Below are 22,531 nucleotides of genomic sequence, written 5' to 3' on the forward strand. Positions count from 1 at the left end.
TAGGAGTTGCAATGTTAATGTAAATCGTTATCATTTGTGATAACTTTGTGATATCGAGCTTTTATCAATGATTCCATTTCGTATTTCGCTGCTTGCTGCAGCTTGTGCTTCCACTTTTATAGCTTCACCGCTTTACGCTGCCGAAAAGGATGTGAGTGCAGAAAAGAATAAGATTGAACGTATTACAGTTTATGGTCGCCAAAACCAAGTTGTGATGGATTCAGGCTTAGCGACTAAATCAAACATGTCGCTAATGGAAACACCTGCAGCCGTAGTGATTGTGGATAAAGAACTCATTGAAGCTCAAGGGATTACCAGTTTACAAGACGTGCTCAATAACATCAGTGGTGTAATTCAAGCGGGTAACAATTACGGTATCGGCGACAACATTGTGGTACGTGGTTTGGGTGCCAATTATACCTTCGATGGTATGTACGGCGGTGCAGGCTTAGGTAACACCTTCAACCCAACCCGTTCTCTGACCAATATTGAATCTGTCGAAGTTTTAAAAGGGCCTGCAACAGGTCTTTATGGCATGGGCAGTGCGGGTGGTGTGATCAATTTAATTGAAAAGAAACCCCAATTTGAATCTCGCCACGAACTGACTACAGAAATTGGTCAGTGGGACAGTTACAGCTTAGCTTTTGATAGTACAGCTGGCATTACCGATAAATTGGCCTACCGCGTGGTAGGGAAAAGCGCACAAAGTGATGGTTATCGCGGTTTGGGTTCCGACAGAGATGAAATCTATGGTTCACTCAAATATTTAGTAACTGACAGCCAAGATGTGATGTTTTCAGTGGCGTATATTAATGACGCTTTAGCTGTGGATTCAATTGGCGATCCCATTCGAATTTACAATGAAGCTTCTACGGGAAAACCGGCTGAAGAGGCTACATGGGAAGATTTGGTGAATGATCCAAATGGACTAGGGCTCCAGTTAACCGACGAACAACGCAAGCAGCTCGCTGACTCACTTGCATCAGGTGATGGTGTGACACCATTTGACTTAAATGGCCAAGGGTTAATCTCACCGTTATCGAAAGATAATCAAGGTGAAGAGTTACGTTTTAAATTGACTCACAACATCTACTTCACTGACAATTTATTTTTAAATCAGCAGTTACAATATCGTGACTACACTTCTGGATTCACTCGTCAAACGGGCGCTTACAACTATGTTTATTGGAACAGAAAAGGTGTCGTAAACGCCAATCCACGAGCTCCATTAGTTGAAGATGGGGTGCTATACCCGTTTGCCGCTCGTCGTCAGGAGTATCGTAAAGTCGACGCGGACGAAAGCTCAATGCAGTATTTTGCTGACTTACGTTATGACTTCCAGATTGATGGTATCAATAATGAAATATTGGTGAACGCGAATTATGAAGACCGAGATATAGATTTTCAGCGATATTCAATATATGACGCTGATAAAACCATCAATGACAAAGATGGCAATCAGATCTACCAAGGTCAATTATCGTACATTTATGACATTCGTAACCCAAATTGGGATCATGGAAACTTCGAAGATTATGATCCATTACTTACATCGAACTACAAAAAAAGTGTCAGTGCTTGGGGTGTGGGTATCCAGCATGTCGGTTACTTTGGTGAATACTTTACCTCACGGATCGGTGTGGCCTTTAACGAAATTAAGCAAACTTATCAGCATTTAGGTGTCGACGAGCGCTACCGTGCCAGTGCTGCAGCACCAACGCCTGAAGAAGACAGTAAAGATAAAGGTATCACTTACAACCTTGGCGTAACGTATAGGCCCTTTGAAAATATGTCAGTGTTTATTAACCACTCGAAAGGACGTACGGCTTATAGCATTCTTGGCGCAATTAAAGCCTCTGATCAAGAGCGTGAGGATTCTGAGTCGGTCAGCAATGACTTAGGGTTCCGTTATAAAGCCTTTGACGACCAACTTTTAGCGTCATTGGTCGTGTTCGAAAGTGCCCGTACTAATATTGCCTATACCAACCCTGAATACCGAGATAACCCTGATGCCCCAGGTATTCCTCAGTTTTTGTACGATGGTGAAGAAAAAACCAAAGGTGTTGAGTTAGATGTAAATGCACAACTGGATGATCAGTGGATGGTTAACATTAATGGTCTCTATCAAGATGCACGTGATCAAGATGATGAACTGAAAAAAGGTATTCCGTTTGTTACAGCAAGTGCTTGGGTAACTCACACTAATGATTGGTTCAATCTGAGCAACCCAATGAACATCAGTTTAGGGGCTCAATATGTCGATAAACGCACAGCCGGTTCATCATCGTTTGGGATCCCTTATGGTTACGTACCAGCCTATACCATTATGAATGCGGCTTTCAGTTATAAAGCAGAAGCATGGAAAGTACAGCTGAATGTCAATAATCTGCTGAATAAAGATTATTACAGTAAGGCGATGTTTTTGGGCGGAACGCCTGGAGAAGAGCGAAACGTGAAATTAACACTGAACTATGCCTTATAAGGTCGGTTAATCATTGAAGTGAAAAACCAGAGCGTGTTACTTCACGCTCTGGTTTTTATATTTTTAAAAACCTATTGAAATAAAAAGGAAACCTCTATGTCATTCTCAACACCGATATTCATTCGGGTATTTACTGCCATTTTTGGCGGTTATGGAGTGGGCATAGCAGGCAGTTTAGGGATGATCCCAATATCCCTGTGGCTATTCACCAATAATCCTCACGATGCGGTTTATATCGGAATGATGATAAGCTACGTGTTTTGCTTTGGCGCATTTATCTGGTGTTTCTGCTGCAAAACAGCGACAGCAGCCGTGCGTGACACTAGCTTATTCAGTCTCAGTTTGTTGAGCTTATATTGGTTATTCCCAGCAGGGGGCTCACTATGAAAGGGAACTTTCGTCGTTCGATGATTTGGCTGCATACGTACAGTGGATTGTTACTGAGTTGGTTGGTGTTTACTGTTTTTGTCACAGGTACATTAAGCTACTACGCCGAAGAACTGAATGTCTGGATGCAACCAGAACGTTTGCAGCAGCAAAACGCTCGAGATCCTATTAACCTTGCTGTTAGCACCTTGAAACAGGAAGGAGCGGGTGCGGAAAAATGGAGCATCAATCTGGGTAGCCTTCGTGATCAAAAACTGCAAATAAGTTGGCAATTGCCGGGACAAAGTCGAAGACAACAACAAAGGCAAACTCTATCTGAAAGTGAAGTTGAGTCGCGAGACACGGTCGGTGGTGATTTTTTTGTCCATTTTCATTACGCGCTTGAATTGCGAGATTATGGCGGTCGTTACTTAAGTGGCATCGCTGCATTCATCATGTTAGTGGGAGTATTCAGTGGTATTTTCACTCATAGACGATTTTTTAAAGATTTTTTCAGTTTAAGATGGAAAAACATAAAGCGAGGATTGACTGACGTGCACGCGATCATGGGGATTGTGACTATTCCATTTTGCTTCATGATTTGTGCCAGCGCGCTACTGTTCTATCTTTCGATGTATGTGCCGACCTCAGCAAACTTGCATTATGACAAAGGCTATCGTGAGCTTTCACAACAAGTCAGCCCAAAATCATTCATAAAAGCGCCTTCAGGAGAGCCTAGTGCACCGATCAGTGACATAAGTGCGATAATAACGCAAGTCAATGAGCGTTGGTCTGAGCCGAATAGTGTGTCATTCATCAGTTATCAATATCCTTATGATAAAAATGGCTACTTAGTGTTTTACCGTAATAAATCCCAAGCCTTGTCCAGACAAAGTGAAACATTGACCTTTGATGCGACGTCACAGCAACTTATTCACAGCACAGAGCCTGCTAGAATACCGAAACAGATCAGCTATATTTTTCTTGGCCTCCATGAAGCCAAATTTGCCCCAAATGGCTTGCGCTTTATGTTGTTTCTTTTAGGGGTTTTTAGCTGTGCGTTAATCGCCACAGGCTCCATACTCTGGCTAAATCAACGTATCGCCAGTAATAAAATGCATTTGGGCAGCAAAATGGTGGCTTGGTTGAACCAATCCGTGCTGGGAGGTTTGGCTGTCGCGATAATGAGTTTGTTTTATGCTAATCGAATACTGCCCACTGATATGATTGAGCGGGAAGCCACTGAATTATCAGTTTTCTTTGGTAGTTGGTTGATAACTGCCGTTGTCGCAGCATGGTTACGAAGTACACATTGGTGGAGCCGATTTTTGTTCTTGATTGGAGCAGGCTTTTTGCTGCTGCCGCTTATAGATTTGCTTCTACCATCGCACTATTTACTGGCGGCAATCACATCTGAAAATTGGCAGTATCTCGGAGTCAGTTTAGGCTTTATGGTGGTAGGTATCGGCACCTTGTGGTTGGCTAATTTTCTGCGTATTCGGCAAGTCATGTCGAACGAGCTGCTTAAAACGGCAGGAGTGACAATATGATCCTTTCAATATTATTGATGATAATAGCCATCTGTGGTTTTTCATTGAGTTCCAGAAAACACTATCACAGTGTATTTAACACATCGCTGACGGCAAAAGTTGAGAAGTGGATAACGGCCTTGGCATTGGGAAGCTTATTAGCTTCCCAATGGTATTTATCACAGCAACCACTGCTGGGCTTTGCATGGTTATATTGGTTAACGGGATTATCGTTAACTATTATATGTGTCGGTCTTGTATTAAGCTGGGCTGAATCTCGACATGGTAAAAATAAACAAACCAATCGCAAAATGAAAAACGCCTAATCCTCTTATACCAATTACAGTAATTAAATGCTCAACTCAGAGCTATGTATGCGCAAAAAGTACAAACGAAATTGGTGAAAACATAGTTATTACCGACATACAAAACTGTCGCTATTACATTGCTACGTTGAGATAATTTTGTGAAGTATTCTTTATAAATCAAAGTGTGCGCATACAAGCTCCAGAAGGGCAAGGCTAAAGGTTTCCATAACTGCGTTGCACGTTCTTGAATTATCCCGACAAAAGCACGAAGTGCGTTGAACCTAAAAACATCAATTGAACGCTGAGTATATGAGTAACTGTTTGAGCAATACGATGATTTTATTATCATGTTTTTCACCCAATGAGTGAAATGCTCTACGCTCACAAGCTTGCTAAAATGGCTGCTATCTGCGTTGTAACTTTTGCAAGTAGAATAACTACTTGCTGCAAGCTACGCCTTAATATCAGCCATTTTTTCTACACTTGAGAACGCAGTCAACTGATGTTTCTAGGGAGCGCCACGAAGCGCTTTATTCTGTTGCGGGATTTGTCTCAACGTATACGCAGCCAAGCGATTACATGGCCATAAACCAGAGACAGCAACGTTATTATTTATAATAAGTCCATCAGGTTGAAACGTACCTGACGGGATAATTACCAGTTCATCCCGAAATCTGACGGGCATGCATAATGGGTAACCGCTATGACATGAAGCCCTGTGACAAAGGCCTTGAATAAAGGTTGAGATGCAATGTAGGCCGCAGCATCAAGCGAATTCAGTTAAGCGTCGTAAATCAAAAAATGAAGATGGGGAGTCTTTCCTAGTTGACGAACCCTGACACAAACAGAGAAGCAACTGGTAAATGCATCTGTTTGATCTTCCGGCGTAATATGAAGTGGCATGTATTGAAGGAAATAAAGTGAACGTGGGAGAGCCTGAGTGTTGGAAGGTAGTGACTTCCACTATCCGAATATAAGGTAAACCGAAATTTCAGATAGGGCGCTCAGGCAGTCGGATGAGCCCATAGTACCGTTAACCGTGAAGACAACATAACTTTACATCAGGGAAGGGGCTCAGTGTTATACCCGTTTTTTAACGTAACTTTTGAGGTGAAATTGCCATATGGCTAACACTCCAGTAAATATCAGAATATTACAGCGAAAACTTTACTTACGCTCAAAGCTTAACTCGGAGCTTCGATTTTACAGCTTGTACGATAAACTCAGTCGCCTAGATATACTCGAAGAAGCCTATCGACGATGCAAAGCCAATAAAGGCGGAGCAGGAATTGATGGCATCACATTCAGTTATCTAGAGCAGCAAAAGAAAGTCGTTGCGCTGTTAAAAGAAATTCAAACTCAATTACAACAGAAAAACTATCGACCTAGCCCAGTCAAACGAGTAGAAATACTCAAAGACAACGGCAAAACGCGGAAACTTGGGATCCCGATAATCAGTGACAGAATTGTGCAAATGGCGATGACAATAGTGATGCAACCCGTCTACGAACCTCATTTACATGAACACAGTTATGGTTATCGTCCATGTCGAAGCGCCCAGCAAGCGGTAAAAGTCATTGAAATGAGCCTAAAACAAGGCTATCAGCACGTACTTGATGCTGACTTGAGCGCCTATTTCGATACCATACCGCACGCTAAGTTGATGGCAAAAGTAGAAAGGCGAATAAGCGACAGCAGCTTTCTGAGTTTGCTGAAAAGCTTTATCAAAGCGCCCATCAGCATAGAGACGGTCAACGGGAAATGGCGAATAGAAGCAAGCCGATGTGGCACTCCGCAAGGCGGAGTTATCTCTCCACTACTGGCTAACATCTATCTCAACGATTTCTGTTTGAAAATACACGAAAAAACACCGTGTAAAATCGTTACCTATGCAGATGATTTTGTTGTACTTCATAAGCAAACCTCAGGGCGGGATTATGCTTTGATGAAATATTCACCAAACAAAATCTCAGCCCTAAATTTTGCATCCCAGCAGGCTCTCTGCATCTTGCCAGCAACACTGTCTTTTGAAGAGTGACTTTTAACTAAGTTCAAAATCTTTCTTCTGATTGTAGCCAAATTTTTTGCACCATCATCAGCATAAATTTTACAGGCATCCTCTTTAAAAGTGACATCGAGAACCCAATGCTGACTATTTTCAATTGCCCAATGCTTCCGTATATATTTAGCTATATCTTTCACATCACTGGCTAACGAAGTTATGTAGTAAGACGTTTCTTGACTTGATTTATTCTTCAGCTCTCGCATTCGAGTGACTTCAACAACGGCATGACTGCCTACAAATTTAGCTGTTTCGTCAAACCAATTTGTAATTGGCAAAAGGCGATAATGTCTTTCATTAATTCGTCCGTGCTCACCGTCTAATTCTGTAAAGTGATTCTTTTTTAAAAGCTCTGGTGTATCTCTATAGCACTTATGAAAATAAGCTTCAATTTCAGCAAGTAATTTACCTTGATTCTTTTTCACTTGAAGAACGTAATCACCTTTTCCCTCACGTATTAAGGCTGTAGTTTCTTTCTGGCAGTGCATGGCGTCAGCGGTAATAACTGCATTTTCAATGTCCATGTGTTTTAGCATGGATTGCATTACAGGGATTTCGTTCGTTTTAGTCGACGTTTCTTTTTGACGTATTATCAGTCCATTATCCACAACCATTGCCGTCATTAGTTGAAGCGCTGCTACGTTATCCCCGTGCTTAGAACCACAAGCCACTTTACCATCAAAGCTGATATGCTCTTTACCATCTCGTTCCCGTAATGTGTTGGAAAAGTTAATAAAGCAAGACATCATACTTTCGGCTTTAACACCTCTAATTATTCTTCCAATTGAATGTCTTGTCGGGATACCGTTACTAAATGGACGGTATTGTCTTAACCAATCTAATTGAGCTTCCCCAAAAATGTTGATGGCTTTCCACCCTGTCGCACCGCAAAGCACTGCGGCAATAGTAAGAAAAATAATATCCGCTAAATCATACTCTTTATTGGCTTCTACACGATGGTCTTCAATTTGCTCAATCTCTTTCATTACGTCCATAATCAGGCTCAAATCAGTATTCATTTGTCGATCTGATCATCGTTATAGAGGAAAGTTCAAAATTTCTTTAATTATTTTTTTCAAGACCTAAAGCGCGATCCCGCCCTGAAGCAAACCTACACACAAGAGCAACTGGACTGGATAACACAGCAATTAAGTGATGAAGGTCTGAAGCTAAATCAAAGTAAAACCCACTGTGTGGATATGGGAAAGCTGATGAATGAGTTTGATTTCCTCGGTTTTAACTTTCAACGGATCACAGGCCTCATCAAAGGCACCAGTTACATCAAGATACAGGCGTCTAAGAAGAGCCAAACAAAGCTGAAAAATAAAATCAGAGACATAGTGAAACACCGAACCTCAAATACACTTGGCGTACTGATAAATAAGGTTAATCAAGTTCTGAGGGGATGGAAACACTATTTTGGTGGGATAGGTTATCCCAGAGGTGTATTTTTCAGAATAAATGGATTTGTAGTAAACCGGTTCTATCGCTGGCATCGTCGCTTAAGTCAACGTCGAAGCAAGTATCTATCACGAGGTGCTTACGAAAAATTACGCCAAGCTGGTCTTGAGTATTTACCCACGACAAGATGATAAGCAAAGTGAAGGGGCTGAGAGAAGTGTAACAACAGAGCCGTGTGAGGGAAAACCTCATGCACGGAATCGAAGAGGGGCTGCTGGATAAGCGATAGCGAAGCCAGTAGCCTACTCTACTTGAACGCCAGCTTTGTATGGCAGTCGTAGGGAATATAAGTACCTGTCGATAAGTTCTTTGATAATTATTGTGTTCAGGTTTAGTGCTATACAAGACGCAATGTAGGGCGCATAGCCGTAGCTATTTAACCGAAGTTGCAACACAGTAGAGTGGTGAAACTAGGCACTAGAAAATCTTAAGAAACTTATGGTCAGGTACTTAGTATTTCGAACATGCGCCTTGTACTGAAAACCTTTATCTCTTGCTGAGTGAGAGATTAATTACTGTATTTGACATTACTATCAATTGCTTATGAATACTTGGGTGTGAGGGTAATATTGTGACTAAGTTGATCCGCCGTTTACTATTCTGAAACATCGACACTAAGCCATTTCTCATAGTTTCCACTGAAAACACTTTCATCGTACACCGTATCGTCTTCTTCGGTGGTTACAGGATGGTATAAGTTATCGAGTACATCTAATGATGGAGGGGAAACATCAGAGGACAGTGCTTGTTTAATAGCGCTTTCTGTAATGTTGTCCGCTTGTACATCAAGTTTTTTTGCTAATTCAATGCAGGTATAAGCAGCATAACGGCTGCAATTCGTGGTATCAAACAAACCTTGAAATCGTGTGCTCACCGATTTAATAACGCCATAAAAATTAAATCTGTCGGAATCAATAATAAGCATTGTTTCTGGCGTCACTATGCCTAAGACAGTATGAGCATTGGTTAAACAACCTCTTTCATTTACCCCAAGCGGAAATAATATGGTTTTATTAGGGTGCTTTTTTCTTAGCGCTTGAACTAGTGTAGGCATTCCTCGCTTAACTTCTGCTAAGGATTGTGTACAGCTTTTATCGACCAATACGGCTGAGTTTGTTTGAAACTGATGTTTACTAAGTTGTGAAGCAATCATGTCATCGGCTTCACTTAATTGAGTCACATGATGACGAGTATGATCTGTGCTAGCAGTGATTTTGTTTTGCCACCAATTAATAAAAGAGCCAACATGAGGTTGTTCGGGACTAAAATGTGAAGAAAGTGATAGAGCGTCAAAACTGGTGTGTAGTGAAACACTATCGATTTCAGTAGATAACTCTTTGTTCGAACTTGAAGTTTGTTGCTCACTTATCGCGTATGATTTACTGGTTTTTACGCCTTCGATAGACAGCGCAGGCTCTGAAATTATTTTATAATCGTCAAATGAAAATTGGTAATTTTGGTTATTTTTTTCATGCCAATTTTTGGCAAAATGAAAGGCCGCGAGCTGAACTCTGAAGGGTCTTTTTTTTTCACTGTAAATTTCAGTAAGTCGATGCTTACCATTTTCGTTTGTTACTTGATATTCAAAATTGCCTAGTACCTTATTGGTACCTTCTTCTCGTTCATAACACCTAACGTAAGCTTTTGATAATTTACCTGCTTCTACGGTATTAATTTTCCCGTCAACATTGGTAATTTCATCAGGGTAAAAAACACTGTATTTGATTTGCTCGACAGACATGCTCAGGACCTACAATAATTTAATGCATATAATTTAATGAGTTAGGCGCACAATATAAGTAAGTATGGTTTATTAATCGAGCCGATTAGATTAAATTTTATTAAAGAGAGCAGGCGGTGGCATAAAAAAACCAGTCAAATGACTGGTTTTTTGTGTGAATTGAGCACGCGTTATTAGGATTTAGCGCGTTTCATGGCCGTAAAGAATTCATCATTGGTTTTGGTTAAAGCCAGCTTGTCGATTAAGAACTCCATTGCGCCTACTTCATCCATTGGATTAAGGATCTTACGCAAAATCCACATCTTCTGAAGTTCGTCGGGTGTGGTTAACTTTTCTTCACGACGAGTACCTGAGCGATTAAAGTCAATCGCTGGGAAGACACGTCTTTCAGCTGCTTTGCGAGAAAGATGCAACTCTTGGTTACCGGTACCTTTAAATTCTTCGTAGATGACTTCATCCATTTTAGAACCAGTATCCACTAAGGCGGTCGCGATAATTGTTAAGCTGCCACCGAATTCGATGTTACGAGCGGCACCAAAGAAACGCTTTGGACGATGTAGAGCGTTAGCATCAACACCACCGGTAAGTACTTTACCCGATGAAGGGATCACAGTGTTGTAAGCGCGCGCTAAACGAGTGATAGAATCTAACAAAATGACAACGTCTTTTTTGTGTTCAACTAAACGCTTGGCTTTTTCAATGACCATTTCAGCCACTTGAACGTGACGGCTAGCAGGCTCATCAAAGGTTGAAGCAATCACTTCACCTTTAACCAAACGTTGCATTTCGGTCACTTCTTCAGGACGTTCGTCAATGAGCAATACCATCAACAATACATCGGGATTATTATGAGTGATCGACTGAGCTATATTCTGTAGTAGTAAGGTCTTACCCGCTTTTGGCGGTGCAACGATCAAACCACGCTGGCCTTTACCTATTGGCGAACACAAATCTAAAATTCGTGCGGTAATGTCTTCCGTTGAACCATTACCACGCTCCATGCGGATACGTTCATCAGCGTGAAGCGGTGTTAGGTTTTCAAATAAGATTTTGCTACGAGAATTTTCTGGTTTGTCGAAATTAACTTCGTTGACTTTCAATAATGCAAAGTAACGCTCACCTTCTTTCGGAGGGCGTATCTTACCAAAAATGGTATCACCAGTACGCATGTTAAAGCGGCGTATTTGGCTTGGCGATACATAGATGTCATCTGGACCTGCGAGATAGGAGCCGCCAGCACTTCGTAGGAAGCCGAAACCATCCTGGAGAATTTCTAATACACCACCGCCGAAGATGTCTTCGCCGCTTTTTGCGTGTGCTTTTAGAATGGCGAAAATGATGTCCTGCTTACGTGCACGGGCCATATTTTCTAGTTTCATACTTTCAGCTAGTTCGACTAGCTTGGATATGGGGGTCTCTTTAAGTTCTGATAAATTCATGTTGGGGGTCTTGTTTTGCGTGACAAAATCTACTGATGTTATGACAGTAATGTTTTGTTATCCAGGATTATGGTTCAGTGAGTGAGAATTGAATATTTCGATGTTATTTGTATAACAAACTAGCACTAAGTAAGGAGTTCGTCCAGAAATTTAGAAAAACTTGACACAATTAATCGATATTTGTGCCAAGTTTCATGTTTTTTGTGTTGATTTCGAGGCTGAACTTACAGTTGAGCGTCGACAAATTCTTTTAATTGAGTTTTAGACAATGCGCCAACTTTAGTTGCTGCAAGTTCACCATTCTTGAAAATAAGCAATGTAGGAATGCCACGTACGCCATATTTAGCAGGAGATTGGTTATTTTGATCAACATTTAACTTGGTTACCGTTAGTTTACCGGCGTATTCTTCAGCGATATCGTCAAGAATTGGAGCAATCATTTTACAAGGACCACACCACTCTGCCCAGAAGTCTACTAATACAAGACCTTCAGCTTTTAATACGTCGTTTTCAAAGCTGTCGTCGCTTAGGTAAATAATTTTATCACTCATGAAGTTCTCCAGTTCGGTTGCCATTGCTGGTTTGTTAACGGCTTAACCTGTATATTGGGATACGTACTTGTACTTTCAAGTCCGAATACTGCTAAATGTCAGCTTTTTATGCCTTGTAATGCAATGCTGCCATTTTAACGTAAATAATAAATACGTAGCAGCTAAAAGCATCGAAAGTGAGAACTAAGAATCAAGTGCTCAGCTCCGGATTTTTTAACAGACCTTTTTTTTATTGTTGTTATTACAAACGGTCAAGTATTTTTATCAATTCTTTCAGAATTGATATTGTTGCAACCCTAACTGGTATGCCTACGCTATGAGCGATACACATTTATCAAGTCAAAAATTTGCTGATCTAGCTTTGGATCTTAAAGTAAAATCAGCCTTAAGTGAAAATGGATTCGAGTTTTGTACTCCAATTCAAGCTTTATCTTTACCTGTACTTCTTCAGACGAAAGACATTGCTGGTCAAGCACAGACCGGCACGGGTAAAACCATGGCCTTTTTGGTCGCTACTTTTAATCACTTGTTGACGACTCCAGCTCCAGAATCGCGTCAATTAAATCAGCCCCGTGCGATCATCATGGCGCCGACTCGTGAACTTGCGATTCAAATCGCCAAAGACGCCAAGCTGCTTTCAGACCACACAAAACTTAAAGTTGGGATTGTGTTCGGTGGTGAAAGCTACGATGTGCAGATGAAAGTGCTTGAAAAAGGCGTGGATATTCTTATTGGTACCACTGGGCGAATTATCGATTACGTTCGCCAAGGTGTGATCAGCTTAAGCGCGATCCAAGCGGTTGTGCTAGATGAAGCTGATCGTATGTTCGACTTAGGCTTTATAAAAGACATCCGTTTCTTATTTCGCAGAATGCCAGACTCAAAACAACGTTTAAATATGTTGTTTTCAGCGACATTGTCAATGAAAGTGCAAGAATTGGCTTACGATCATATGAATGATCCCGTTAAAGTCGAAATTGCTCCTGAAGAAAAAACCTCAAAAAACATCAAAGAAGAGTTATTTTATCCATCCGCAGAAGATAAAATTCCATTGCTCATGAGTTTGATTGAGGAAGATTGGCCAGAAAAAGCCATCGTGTTTGCGAACACTAAACACATCTGTGAAAAACTTTGGTCATGGCTTGAAGGCGATAAACACCGAGTGGGGCTACTTACCGGTGATGTGCCGCAAAAGAAGCGTTTACGCATTTTAGAGCAATTTACCAGTGGCAAAATTGATATTTTAGTGGCAACGGATGTGGCGGCGCGCGGGTTACACATTGCGGATGTATCGCACGTGTATAACTTTGATTTGCCCGATGACTGTGAAGATTATGTTCACCGTATCGGACGTACAGGTCGTGCCGGTCAAAAGGGGATTTCAGTGAGCTTTGCTTGTGAAGAATATGCTCTGAACCTGCCTGCGATTGAAGACTACATTCAGCATTCTATCCCAGTGACAGGCTATGCCCGTGATGCGTTATTGGATGATTTAGCTAAACCTGCTGCCATCCACCGTAAGCACGTACCGAGAACAACTCGAGAACGCAACTCAGGCTCTCGTCCTGGCGGCGCTCCACGAGGAAAAAGCCGCCCGCAGCGTCATGATCGGACTCGCAGACATTCATAAATGACTTCTCGATTTGCTGCTGCCATAACGCTTGGCTCTAATAGCTTTAATATGCTGGTTGCCCAGTTTGAATGTGGCCAGCCTAATGTTGTGGCAAAATACAAACGCAAAGTACGACTCGCCAACGGCATTAAAGCCGATGGTGAGTTAACACCAGAAGCTATGATTCGGGGGCTGGATTGTTTGGCCATGTTTGCTCAAAAGCTCAAACAGCATCAAATCCCGTCTGAACGAACTAAGATCATTGCGACAGCGACCTTAAGAAATGTTAGCAACGCTGACGATTTCAATGGGCAGGCGTTGGCTATCTTGGGACAACGTATTGAAATAATTTCTGGCGATCAAGAAGCCGAGCTTATTTATCAAGGGATGTTTCATACCACAGAAGGCGAATTTCGCCGTTTGGTTATCGACATTGGTGGTGGCAGTACCGAGTTCATTATCGGTGACGGTGACAAACTTTTGTATAAAACGAGCCTTCCGATAGGTTGTGTCAGTTATCAGCAGCCGTATTTTTCTCAATTCCCCTACCAAAAAGCGGATTTTGATAACGTGGTCACTCAAGTTCAACGTGTCTTATCACCTCATTTAGAGATGCTTAAATCCTATGGATGTTCTCGTGCCGTAGGCGCATCTGGAAGTGTTCAAACTTTGGTGGAATTGTTGAGATACCGTGGCTTTGACGAGGTCATAACATTAGCGTTCCTCAAGCAAATTAGAACTGAAATACTGCAACAAACATGTTCAACCTTAAGTAATATTGAAGGCTTAACACCTGAGCGAGCACCAACATTAGCGACGGGCGTCGCGATTATGTTGGCGCTGTTTGAGTTACTCGAAATCACTTCGATTAACCTGTCGGGCGGGGCGTTACGTGAAGGCGTACTTCATCAATTAGCCCAAACTTTACAAGGTTCAGTTAAGTAACTTCACTAAGTCTTCTTCTAGTGTTAACTCAGGTCGTTCGATGATACGACCAATTTCACTATCTTGTTGCTTAACGATATAAGTTGGTAAACGGCTAAATTCGTATTGAGCGGCCAGTCCTTGTACATCGACTTTTTGTTTATCTACGCCAAAATATTTCACTTGAATGTTTGCATTGCCAATGGCATTTATGATGGCGTTGAAGCGTGGAATATCACGATGGCAATCTGGACACCATGTGCCAATAATGACAACGATTTCTGTGGGCGTTTGAATTTGCTTAAGCGGCTCAATCACTGATAAGTTGACTTGATAGTTGCCGTCAAAGTCTGGAAATTTGGCTAATTCAGCGAGTAACTCAGTAAGGTTTAAAGCACCTGTTAACATGGTATTAAGGATCCAATCGAAAAGTTATGCTGCATTTTGAAGTAGGCTCGATATATACTCAAGCTTAGATTGAAAAGTGAACGACTTATCTGTGATTGGTATAATGTATCGCCAAGGAGTGCTGAGTGAAAATTGATGTGCCAGAGAACGCCACTAAGTGGCTTATCGACCAAGGGTGGAATGCAGAGCTTGCCTCTGTGTTGACTGCAGTTGCCATATTAACATTATCCGTTGTCTTTGTTTGGTTAATATATTTGCTTGCGAAACGGGTGCTTGTCAAAATGATCCATGCGCTGATCAAGCGCACGCGAGCCACTTGGGACGATGTGCTTATTCAATACAAAGTATTTGATAAATTGATCGTGATACTTCCTGTGTTGGTGTTGTCAGAGTTGATGTCTTATGTACTTTCAGAATACCCTTTGTTTGCTGCTGTGGCGCAACGTGGCCTGTATCTGATCAGTGTTATCCTTATTATTCGTTCGATTTATGCGGCTATGGATGCCGGTAATGCAATTGCTGATAGCCATCATTTAACCCGTCGTTTGCCAGTTAAAAGTTTTGTACAGCTCATTAAATTGTTTTTGTTCTTTGTCGGCATGATTTTAGCTGTAGCAGTGATTACTAAAGAGTCACCATTCTTCTTTCTCAGTGGCTTAGGTGTTGCGACGGGTTTAGTGATGTTGGTGTTCAGAGACACCATTTTGGGCTTTGTTGCTGGCATCCAACTTGCCGCAAACCGAATGGTAAGCTCTGGTGATTGGATCCAAATGGATAAATACGGCGCTGACGGAGCAGTAGTCGAAGTATCACTTACAACGGTAAAAGTTCAAAACTGGGACAACACCATTACCATGATCCCTGCTTATGCCCTCGTTTCAGACGCATTTCGCAATTGGCAAGGGATGTCAGAATCTGGTGGTCGACGGATAAAACGCGCTATTAATATCGAGATCAGTAGCGTGCGCTTTTTGACAGAACAAGACAAAGCAAAATTATTGAGTGTTAATCATCTCAAACAATACTTACCTAAGATTGAAGCCGAAATTAGTGAAATCAATGCACACACTAGCGATATTGATAACTTGGTGAATGGCCGTCGACTCACCAATTTAGGTACTCTTCGCGCCTATTTACGCGAGTATTTAGCCGATCATCAAAATGTTCACAAAGGGATGACCTTATTGGTGAGGCAATTGGCTCCGACTCAGACAGGGATACCGATTGAGTTGTATATTTTTACTAACGATACCCGTTGGGCGGTTTATGAAGATATTCAAGCCGATATTTTTGATCATATTTTTGCTATTCTGCCTGAATTTGACTTAAGAGCTTACCAAGCGCCATCAGGCGCAGATGTAAGACAGGTAGGTAAAATATAATGAATAGAATAGCAATTTACCCAGGTACGTTTGATCCTATCACTAACGGACATATGGACTTAATAAAGCGTGGTGCAAGCTTGTTTGATAAAGTGATCATTGGAGTTGCTAACAGTAGTGCTAAAAATCCAATGTTTGATCTTGAAGAACGCATTTCGTTAGTAAAAGAAGCTACAAAATCATTGTCCAGTCTAGAAGTGGTTGGTTTTTCCGGTTTGTTAGTGGATTTTGCTGACGAGTATCAGGCCACAGCATTACTGCGTGGTGTGAGAACGACGACAGATTTTGAGTATGAAATGGCATTGGCTAATATGAATCGAGCTTTAAGTAAAGAGTTTGAAACCGTACTACTGATGCCTAAAGCTGAGTTTGGGCATATATCCTCAACGTTGGTGAAGGATATTGCTCGCCATGGTGGCGATATCAGTCAATTTGTTCCGAAGGAAGTGAGTAAAGCTATACAGGCGTTCAGTTAAGCGATTCACTTTGAATCGCTAAATTATTCAAAGGGGAGAGGGTTATGGTTCTTTCCAATTGTTTTGGGGTTAATTGTAAGAAAAAAGAAATTAAAATTCGATTTAAACTGTGAGTATTTTCATGCGCATAAAGGCAATCGATCTCACCATCGAGCTTATCATCATCAGGCAAGTTAGCGATTAATTCATCAATGTTTTGTATGACAGACATATCATGTACATGGTGCTCAGAGACAATATTTTCAAACATGATGCCTTCGCCTGGCAGATAGTCTAATTTGACTAAAGTTTCACTTCTGATGCTCATTGCGGTTGGTGACGGCTTTAACGCGAAAATACGGTACTCATCACAAGGTAGCCGTGTACCAAAGAATAATTGCCCACCAGTATAATTTTTATCGTAAGCAAAATCATAGTTTTCGGTTATTTCTTCAGAAAGACATTGAGTATGGGGTATTATTTCGAGCTTTGGCGGATTAAGTACACAAGTCACCGTTAGGCTGTTTGGATCTTTATGCCATGGAAACTCGCCTAATTTCCGATATGATGCTCGGTTCATGGGGTAGCGAAGTACAACGGAGTTGATGAAAACGGTTTCCCCTTCTAATCTGGCCGCTTTAGCGATAACAGGGACAGCTTCTAAAACTAAATTTTTAAGACTTTCAGGTATATTGTTTTCTTTTAGAGCTTTTTTTATCTCATCGATATTGTCAATTTGGCATTCAGAAGTAAATGTTATTTGTTCTAACTCTGTTGATGTGCAGTCATCCATTCTTATTGCGCCATGTATTCGCCCAATCAAATTAGTAAAACGTAGATGGTTACAGCGAGTGGAACCTTGCCTTAAGGTTATACTTGGTTTTTCGATTACAGTTGGATCCCGATTATGCCCACCGTGATAATAAGCAAGGGCTTGTCGAAGTGTTTCTTTACTAAAAAGCTTAGGCGTACGAGCAATAAAACTTTTATTTATGCTTCTAAAGTCAACCAAGGGGATTTCGTGATCTTGGTGTGTTTGTGTTGTCCCCTGACTCTGAAAGTATTCAGCAGATGCATGAGCAAGGTTAGACACTGATGTGATTTGAATAGTGCGGCTAACTGGTGTTGACATTTCAATGCGAGTTAATTTTTAAAAGTCAGAGCATTATAGCGATATTGTCTTAATGTAATAAATTAAACATTGTTCACTATTTGATAGGCTGGCAAATACCACAAAAAACCGTGGTGCGCTGACCGAGTTTTATCTCTGATAATAAATGACCACAGACATCACAAGTTTGGTTGCCACGGCCATATACATGGAGTTTTTGAGCAAAATAACCAGGCTTTCCTTCGGCGTTGGTAAAATCTTTGAGAGTGGTACCACCTTGGGTTATTGCCTTCGCCAAAATATCTTTTACTGCACTCACAAGTTCACCTAAGCGAGCGTGATCCACTTGCCCTGCAGCGGCGCTTGGATTTATTTTTGCCTTAAATAAGGCTTCATTGGCATAAATGTTACCGACCCCTACCACCATATGATTGTCCATTAAACACAGTTTAATGGCCTTTGTCTTGCCGATAAGTGCAGTGGAAAACTGTTCTACATTAAAACTGTCTGTTAGTGGCTCAGGGCCGAGCTTAGAGAATAATGGATGATTTTCCATTGGCAGCTCGTACCAAAGCCATGCACCAAAACGACGAGGATCGTTAAATCTCAATAGCTTTTTATTATCGAGTACCAAGTCAACATGATCATGTTTTTCAATAGGGGTATTAACAGGAAGTACGCGTAAACTACCAGACATTCCAAGGTGAATGATGGTCGTACCCGCTTGGGTTTCTACCAGCAAATATTTAGCGCGGCGATATACAGCACGAATTTTTTGTCCAATAATATTTTGAGCGACATCAGGGATCGGCCATCTCAAACTTCTGTTGCGAATAATAAGTTCAACAGGTGTTTGATTGATTAAGTGGGGCGCAATGCCCTGACGTGTCACTTCTACTTCAGGTAATTCAGGCATCGGATTCTTGATTGTTTTTGGCTTTTATCATCATAAGGTATTTGCGAGAGCATGAAAATTATCTTACGTGATTTTTTGCGATATTTTAGGATTTAAAAATTTCATGATCTGCACCATTTGTTGTTGGTTTGGGTTGGTGAAAATTCCCAGTAAGTAACGATGAATGACGAAGACATCACTCCGTCTGACTTAAAGCTTAAATGCGGCTAATAGGGGATTTAGCCAAAACGTCAGTTTCATGAAAAACCAATAAAAGTACACTTGCGCAGCACTCAAGTTATTGAACTAATTTAGGTAATAAGTGTTGACGTTGACTGGGTGGGATTAAGTACCAGTTGCCAGAAGATGTTTTTAATAAGCCTTTATCAGGAAAAAGTAACCATACTTGCTCGGCAGGAGAATCTGCAATGGTGAGTATGAGTTCAAGGGGATCTTCAGTCGGTATATCGGAAAGTGTAACGGGAGATACTTGGACATTATTCCAAGCCTGTTTCCAAGCTTGGCAATTGGATACGCGACGATCACACTGACCTTTTTTATTATTTTGGCTAAACCATACTGCATCAAGCTGTAATTGCGACAGGTGAATATTCTGATCAAAAAGAGGTTGCGCTGAGCTCGGAATATCAGTGGTTTTCTGCTGCAAAAAAGACAGTGTTGCGACCATAAAAATACAACAAAAAATAATGATATTGTTCCATTGCCTACGAGCTAATGCCATAACGTTTACTTGAATTCAGGTGATGATTTGAGTTTAACAGCTTATGAATCAATTGTTGATTCTATGGTATTAAAATTAGTGAAATAGTGACTGTTAAACATCACCTTGCAGCAATGCTCTTGTTCACACCATTTCATCACCTTTCGCTGATCAGAAGCAAGATAACTGTTTAAGCTGGTGGCTAATGTAGTTTTCACTAACATGATCACTGGGTGGGTTTTTAGCTCATCACAGGCAATGGCTAGATTAGCGTTATTATTAATCAGTTGTTGTTCAAGTTGCTGGTATAAATTGCTTGGTAATAGAGGCGTGTCACAAGGCACAATTAATAATAAGTCGGCCTGACAATGATTAAAAGCGGTTTGAATCCCAGCTAATGGCCCTAAAAAACCCCGTTGCTTGTCTTTGTATACGGGGCAGTCGAAATTTTTATAGGTATCGATATTGCGATTCGCAATGATATTGAGCTGTTGTACTTGCGGGGTGATAGCATCAATGACGTGTTTGATTAATGGTAACCCTTGGTATTCAACTAAACCTTTGTCTTGATACCCCATACGTCGGCCTTGGCCTCCTGCAAGGATAAAAGCTTCTGTCACTGATGTCATAGGAATTAAAATTAACAGGAATTTGGTGGGATTTTAGCAAAAAAATAGCCGGATGATGAGTCCGGCCACAAAGAGTGTGTGAGCAATGTTGTGCTTGCAGACTCAAATAAGAAAATTCGCAACCAACATACCGTGAATTTTCTTAAGTGAGTTTTGGAACGCAAGCTAATAGTAATCATTCTCATTATTGTTCGCAAGTGTTTTGTTCACATTTTTATCAATTAATTTAATGCCAAAACGATAAAATGCCCGCTAATCCAGCTGTGATAGTACTTTGCTGCAATTGGCGAGATTGAATATGCTCTTCTATACTCCGATTGTTTGTTGAGAAATCAACGTCAGAGACAAGGAAAGGTTATGAAGTTACGGATAAGTTATCTTGCATTGTGTATTGGAATGATAAATGGCGCAGCTTATGCTGCAGAAGGCCGCAGCTCCTATCAACATGAAGCAAAGCTTGTGTATAGCTCAAACAGCGATAACTCAGACAGTAGTTATTGGAAAGGTGCGTACCGTTATTATCTCGACAATGTTGAGAAAAGTAACCGTCCTTATAATTTAACGGGATTTTTAAGCCGGACATCAAATTTTGGTGTGAACTACATTGAAGCCGATAAAAAGAAAAATGACAATCTTGTTCTAGATGGTCAGTATTTTCTAGATTCTCAGTGGTATATTTCTGGTAGCTATGATCGTTCAGAATCGAATAAATATGATAATGAACAAGACAGTTATGGTGTTTCAGTTGGTTACTTTTTCACAGAAACGGCTGCTATTTACGTAAACTATGAACATTCGGAAGATGATTTAACCAAGAAAGATCTAACAAGCCGTAAAGTGACTGAGGGTGACACGTATGGTATTGGTGTCGAGAGCTATACGGCGTTTGAAACAACTTCAGGTTTGTATTTAAAAGCCGGCATCGGCCGCAGCTCTTGGGATACTAAGCAAACTTCTGCGACAACGCAGACGAGTTCTTCAGGTGATCTGACTTATTACTCTGCAGACGCGGATTGGTATCTTATGGATACGCTAAGTATTGGTCTGGGTTATTCTCGGCAAGACGGTGATGACAGAGACGAGGAAGCTTTCGAAGGTAATGCCAGTTATGTTTTAAAGTTGACGGACTCTATTACAGCTAAATTCAATGTAAATAAGCTGTTTAAACCAGATATTGATGGTGTCTACTACTCGGTTGGATTGAGTGGTCGTTTTTAGTTGAGGCCTGTGGAACAAAAGTAGGCCTTTGTCCTTAAACCTAAATAAATTGGTTGGGAGCGTTAATATACGCAGAAAAAATTATTGATAGCAAGGCATGAATAGCAGCTAGTAGTGGTTATCGACATACAAAACTGTCGTTACTTCGTTACTACTTGCAAAATTTATAACGCAGCTAGCGGTGATTTTGGCAAGTATATGAATGTTCAGCACTCACCTGATGGGTGAATTCGGGTTGTTTAATCTTGTATTTAACTTCAATAGATTAAAGTTAAATTGTGCGTTCAATTGATATGTTTAGGTTAAATTATGATCATAAAGCCAGTTGCTAAATTCAACTGGCTTTTTATTGTGCGACTATAATAAAGCTTGATATTTTATAATAAAGTTTGTCATTTTTTGCTTGTTTGTACCGTTTATCGTCTGGGTAAATCAACTCGCTTTTGCCCCAAAATCATTTAGAACATTAAACCTAAAAACATCAGTTGAACGCTGAGTATACGAGTAACTGTTTGAGCAATACGATGATTTTATTATCATGTTTTTCATCCAATGAGTGAAATGCTCTACGCTCACAAACTTGCTAAAATGACTGCTGTCTGCGTAACTTTTTCAGGTAGAACAACTGCTTGCTGCAAGCTACGCCTTACTATCAGCCATTTTTTCTACGCTTGAGAACGCAGTCAACTGATGTTTCTAGGGAGCGCCACGAAGCGCTTTATTCTGTTGCGGGATTTGTCTCAACGTATACGCAGCCAAGCGATTACATGGCCATAAACCAGAGACAGCAACGTTATTATTTATAATAAGTCCATCAGGTTGAAACGTACCTGACGGGATAATTACCAGTTCATCCCGAAATCTGACGGGCATGCATAATGGGTAACCGCTATGACATGAAGCCCTGTGACAAAGGCCTTGAATAAAGGTTGAGATGCAATGTAGGCCGCAGCATCAAGCGAATTCAGTTAAGCGTCGTAAATCAAAAAATGAAGATGGGGAGTCTTTCCTAGTTGACGAACCCTGACACAAACAGAGAAGCAACTGGTAAATGCATCTGTTTGATCTTCCGGCGTAATATGAAGTGGCATGTATTGAAGGAAATAAAGTGAACGTGGGAGAGCCTGAGTGTTGGAAGGTAGTGACTTCCACTATCCGAATATAAGGTAAACCGAAATTTCAGATAGGGCGCTCAGGCAGTCGGATGAGCCCATAGTACCGTTAACCGTGAAGACAA

At 41.0% G+C, this 22,531-nt stretch carries 20 protein-coding genes; 11 read left to right on the top strand and 9 right to left on the bottom strand.

The annotated features are described in order from the left end of the window. The first annotated feature begins 67 nt into the window (after nt 1-67). The 5 genes from E2I05_RS00880 (at nt 68) to E2I05_RS00900 (ending at nt 6,723) form a co-directional block, all read left to right on the top strand. Complete coding sequence (locus E2I05_RS00880; RefSeq protein ID WP_121854024.1) at nt 68-2,482, top strand: TonB-dependent receptor; 2,415 nt, start codon at nt 68-70, stop codon at nt 2,480-2,482. A 96-nt stretch (nt 2,483-2,578) separates the two neighbouring features. After that, nucleotides 2,579-2,869, top strand: a complete 291-nt coding sequence (locus E2I05_RS00885; protein WP_121854025.1) for a hypothetical protein — start codon at nt 2,579-2,581, stop codon at nt 2,867-2,869. Beyond that, nucleotides 2,866-4,398 (top strand): PepSY-associated TM helix domain-containing protein, encoded by a 1,533-nt coding sequence (locus tag E2I05_RS00890; RefSeq protein ID WP_121854026.1) that lies wholly within the window; start codon nt 2,866-2,868, stop codon nt 4,396-4,398. The genes E2I05_RS00885 and E2I05_RS00890 overlap by 4 nt, the downstream gene beginning before the upstream one ends. After that, complete coding sequence (locus E2I05_RS00895) at nt 4,395-4,703, top strand: DUF3325 family protein (RefSeq protein ID WP_121854027.1); 309 nt, start codon at nt 4,395-4,397, stop codon at nt 4,701-4,703. The genes E2I05_RS00890 and E2I05_RS00895 overlap by 4 nt, the downstream gene beginning before the upstream one ends. 1,105 nt (nt 4,704-5,808) lie before the next feature. Continuing rightward, the gene (locus E2I05_RS00900; protein ID WP_133309416.1) at nt 5,809-6,723 is read left to right on the top strand and encodes a reverse transcriptase domain-containing protein; all 915 of its coding nucleotides are present in this window, start codon (nt 5,809-5,811) and stop codon (nt 6,721-6,723) included. Here E2I05_RS00900 and E2I05_RS00905 read toward each other — a convergent pair. Then, nucleotides 6,621-7,766 carry an ISAs1 family transposase gene (locus E2I05_RS00905; RefSeq protein ID WP_133309417.1) on the bottom strand — a complete coding sequence of 382 codons (1,146 nt, stop codon included), beginning with the start codon at nt 7,764-7,766 and terminating at the stop codon, nt 6,621-6,623. The genes E2I05_RS00900 and E2I05_RS00905 overlap by 103 nt on opposite strands. A gap of 192 nt (nt 7,767-7,958) precedes the next feature. Here E2I05_RS00905 and E2I05_RS00910 point away from each other — a divergent pair, with 192 nt between their 5' ends. Beyond that, nucleotides 7,959-8,339, top strand: a complete 381-nt coding sequence (locus E2I05_RS00910) for a group II intron maturase-specific domain-containing protein (protein WP_170179605.1) — start codon at nt 7,959-7,961, stop codon at nt 8,337-8,339. 464 nt (nt 8,340-8,803) lie between these two features. On the opposite strand, the gene E2I05_RS00915 is transcribed toward E2I05_RS00910, so the two are convergent. The 3 genes from E2I05_RS00915 to trxA form a co-directional block, all read right to left on the bottom strand. Further along, on the bottom strand, nt 8,804-9,949 hold the full coding sequence (locus E2I05_RS00915; RefSeq protein ID WP_121854647.1) for a hypothetical protein: 1,146 nt from the start codon (nt 9,947-9,949) through the stop codon (nt 8,804-8,806). A 173-nt stretch (nt 9,950-10,122) separates the two neighbouring features. Next, entirely contained in the window at nt 10,123-11,388 is a 1,266-nt protein-coding gene (rho, locus tag E2I05_RS00920) for a transcription termination factor Rho (protein WP_121854646.1), read from the bottom strand. Nucleotides 11,389-11,612: 224 nt separating this feature from the next. After that, nucleotides 11,613-11,939 (bottom strand): thioredoxin TrxA, encoded by a 327-nt coding sequence (gene trxA / locus E2I05_RS00925; RefSeq protein ID WP_121854645.1) that lies wholly within the window; start codon nt 11,937-11,939, stop codon nt 11,613-11,615. Between the two features lie 316 nt (nt 11,940-12,255). On the opposite strand from trxA, the gene rhlB reads away from it, so the two are divergent. Both rhlB and E2I05_RS00935 read left to right on the top strand, forming a co-directional pair. Beyond that, nucleotides 12,256-13,569 (top strand): ATP-dependent RNA helicase RhlB, encoded by a 1,314-nt coding sequence (gene rhlB / locus E2I05_RS00930; RefSeq protein ID WP_121854644.1) that lies wholly within the window; start codon nt 12,256-12,258, stop codon nt 13,567-13,569. Beyond that, on the top strand, nt 13,570-14,496 hold the full coding sequence (locus tag E2I05_RS00935; RefSeq protein WP_121854643.1) for a Ppx/GppA phosphatase family protein: 927 nt from the start codon (nt 13,570-13,572) through the stop codon (nt 14,494-14,496). It abuts the gene before it with no gap. On the opposite strand, the gene E2I05_RS00940 is transcribed toward E2I05_RS00935, so the two are convergent. Further along, a complete protein-coding gene (locus E2I05_RS00940; RefSeq protein ID WP_121854642.1) occupies nt 14,485-14,883 on the bottom strand; it encodes a thioredoxin family protein in 399 nt (132 codons plus the stop codon). The two genes, E2I05_RS00935 and E2I05_RS00940, sit on opposite strands and share 12 nt — an antisense overlap. Before the next feature lie 125 nt (nt 14,884-15,008). Between E2I05_RS00940 and E2I05_RS00945 the strand changes: the two genes are divergently transcribed. Together E2I05_RS00945 and coaD are read left to right on the top strand one after the other, a co-directional pair. Beyond that, nucleotides 15,009-16,265, top strand: coding sequence for a mechanosensitive ion channel family protein (locus E2I05_RS00945; protein ID WP_376707908.1), 1,257 nt, complete (start codon nt 15,009-15,011; stop codon nt 16,263-16,265). Then, complete coding sequence (gene coaD, locus E2I05_RS00950) at nt 16,265-16,741, top strand: pantetheine-phosphate adenylyltransferase (RefSeq protein ID WP_121854641.1); 477 nt, start codon at nt 16,265-16,267, stop codon at nt 16,739-16,741. Before E2I05_RS00945 ends, coaD begins: the two co-directional genes overlap by 1 nt. Here the strand turns inward: coaD and E2I05_RS00955 are convergent. The 4 genes from E2I05_RS00955 to mobA form a co-directional block, all read right to left on the bottom strand. After that, on the bottom strand, nt 16,734-17,852 hold the full coding sequence (locus E2I05_RS00955) for a hypothetical protein (RefSeq protein WP_121854640.1): 1,119 nt from the start codon (nt 17,850-17,852) through the stop codon (nt 16,734-16,736). The two genes, coaD and E2I05_RS00955, sit on opposite strands and share 8 nt — an antisense overlap. Before the next feature lie 76 nt (nt 17,853-17,928). Then, complete coding sequence (gene mutM / locus E2I05_RS00960; protein ID WP_121854639.1) at nt 17,929-18,747, bottom strand: bifunctional DNA-formamidopyrimidine glycosylase/DNA-(apurinic or apyrimidinic site) lyase; 819 nt, start codon at nt 18,745-18,747, stop codon at nt 17,929-17,931. Nucleotides 18,748-19,024: 277 nt separating this feature from the next. Next, nucleotides 19,025-19,468 carry a hypothetical protein gene (locus tag E2I05_RS00965; RefSeq protein WP_121854638.1) on the bottom strand — a complete coding sequence of 148 codons (444 nt, stop codon included), beginning with the start codon at nt 19,466-19,468 and terminating at the stop codon, nt 19,025-19,027. Between the two features lie 41 nt (nt 19,469-19,509). Then, complete coding sequence (gene mobA / locus E2I05_RS00970; protein WP_121854637.1) at nt 19,510-20,076, bottom strand: molybdenum cofactor guanylyltransferase MobA; 567 nt, start codon at nt 20,074-20,076, stop codon at nt 19,510-19,512. Nucleotides 20,077-20,433: 357 nt separating this feature from the next. Between mobA and E2I05_RS00975 the strand changes: the two genes are divergently transcribed. After that, a complete protein-coding gene (locus E2I05_RS00975) occupies nt 20,434-21,294 on the top strand; it encodes a putative porin (protein WP_121854636.1) in 861 nt (286 codons plus the stop codon). Nucleotides 21,295-22,531 lie beyond the last annotated feature (1,237 nt).

The sequence above is a fragment of the Parashewanella spongiae genome, from assembly GCF_004358345.1.
Taxonomy (GTDB): domain Bacteria; phylum Pseudomonadota; class Gammaproteobacteria; order Enterobacterales; family Shewanellaceae; genus Parashewanella; species Parashewanella spongiae.

What these genes read in the sequence shown, in the direction of transcription:
- E2I05_RS00880 (WP_121854024.1), top strand. Translation starts at nt 68, where the DNA reads ATGATTCCATTTCGTATTTCGCTGCTTGCTGCAGCTTGTGCTTCCACT.
- E2I05_RS00885 (WP_121854025.1), top strand. Translation starts at nt 2,579, where the DNA reads ATGTCATTCTCAACACCGATATTCATTCGGGTATTTACTGCCATTTTT.
- E2I05_RS00890 (WP_121854026.1), top strand. Translation starts at nt 2,866, where the DNA reads ATGAAAGGGAACTTTCGTCGTTCGATGATTTGGCTGCATACGTACAGT.
- E2I05_RS00895 (WP_121854027.1), top strand. Translation starts at nt 4,395, where the DNA reads ATGATCCTTTCAATATTATTGATGATAATAGCCATCTGTGGTTTTTCA.
- E2I05_RS00900 (WP_133309416.1), top strand. Translation starts at nt 5,809, where the DNA reads ATGGCTAACACTCCAGTAAATATCAGAATATTACAGCGAAAACTTTAC.
- E2I05_RS00905 (WP_133309417.1), bottom strand. Translation starts at nt 7,766, where the DNA reads ATGAATACTGATTTGAGCCTGATTATGGACGTAATGAAAGAGATTGAG.
- E2I05_RS00910 (WP_170179605.1), top strand. Translation starts at nt 7,959, where the DNA reads ATGAATGAGTTTGATTTCCTCGGTTTTAACTTTCAACGGATCACAGGC.
- E2I05_RS00915 (WP_121854647.1), bottom strand. Translation starts at nt 9,949, where the DNA reads ATGTCTGTCGAGCAAATCAAATACAGTGTTTTTTACCCTGATGAAATT.
- rho (WP_121854646.1), bottom strand. Translation starts at nt 11,388, where the DNA reads ATGAATTTATCAGAACTTAAAGAGACCCCCATATCCAAGCTAGTCGAA.
- trxA (WP_121854645.1), bottom strand. Translation starts at nt 11,939, where the DNA reads ATGAGTGATAAAATTATTTACCTAAGCGACGACAGCTTTGAAAACGAC.
- rhlB (WP_121854644.1), top strand. Translation starts at nt 12,256, where the DNA reads ATGAGCGATACACATTTATCAAGTCAAAAATTTGCTGATCTAGCTTTG.
- E2I05_RS00935 (WP_121854643.1), top strand. Translation starts at nt 13,570, where the DNA reads ATGACTTCTCGATTTGCTGCTGCCATAACGCTTGGCTCTAATAGCTTT.
- E2I05_RS00940 (WP_121854642.1), bottom strand. Translation starts at nt 14,883, where the DNA reads ATGTTAACAGGTGCTTTAAACCTTACTGAGTTACTCGCTGAATTAGCC.
- coaD (WP_121854641.1), top strand. Translation starts at nt 16,265, where the DNA reads ATGAATAGAATAGCAATTTACCCAGGTACGTTTGATCCTATCACTAAC.
- E2I05_RS00955 (WP_121854640.1), bottom strand. Translation starts at nt 17,852, where the DNA reads ATGTCAACACCAGTTAGCCGCACTATTCAAATCACATCAGTGTCTAAC.
- mutM (WP_121854639.1), bottom strand. Translation starts at nt 18,747, where the DNA reads ATGCCTGAATTACCTGAAGTAGAAGTGACACGTCAGGGCATTGCGCCC.
- E2I05_RS00965 (WP_121854638.1), bottom strand. Translation starts at nt 19,468, where the DNA reads ATGGCATTAGCTCGTAGGCAATGGAACAATATCATTATTTTTTGTTGT.
- mobA (WP_121854637.1), bottom strand. Translation starts at nt 20,076, where the DNA reads ATGACATCAGTGACAGAAGCTTTTATCCTTGCAGGAGGCCAAGGCCGA.
- E2I05_RS00975 (WP_121854636.1), top strand. Translation starts at nt 20,434, where the DNA reads ATGAAGTTACGGATAAGTTATCTTGCATTGTGTATTGGAATGATAAAT.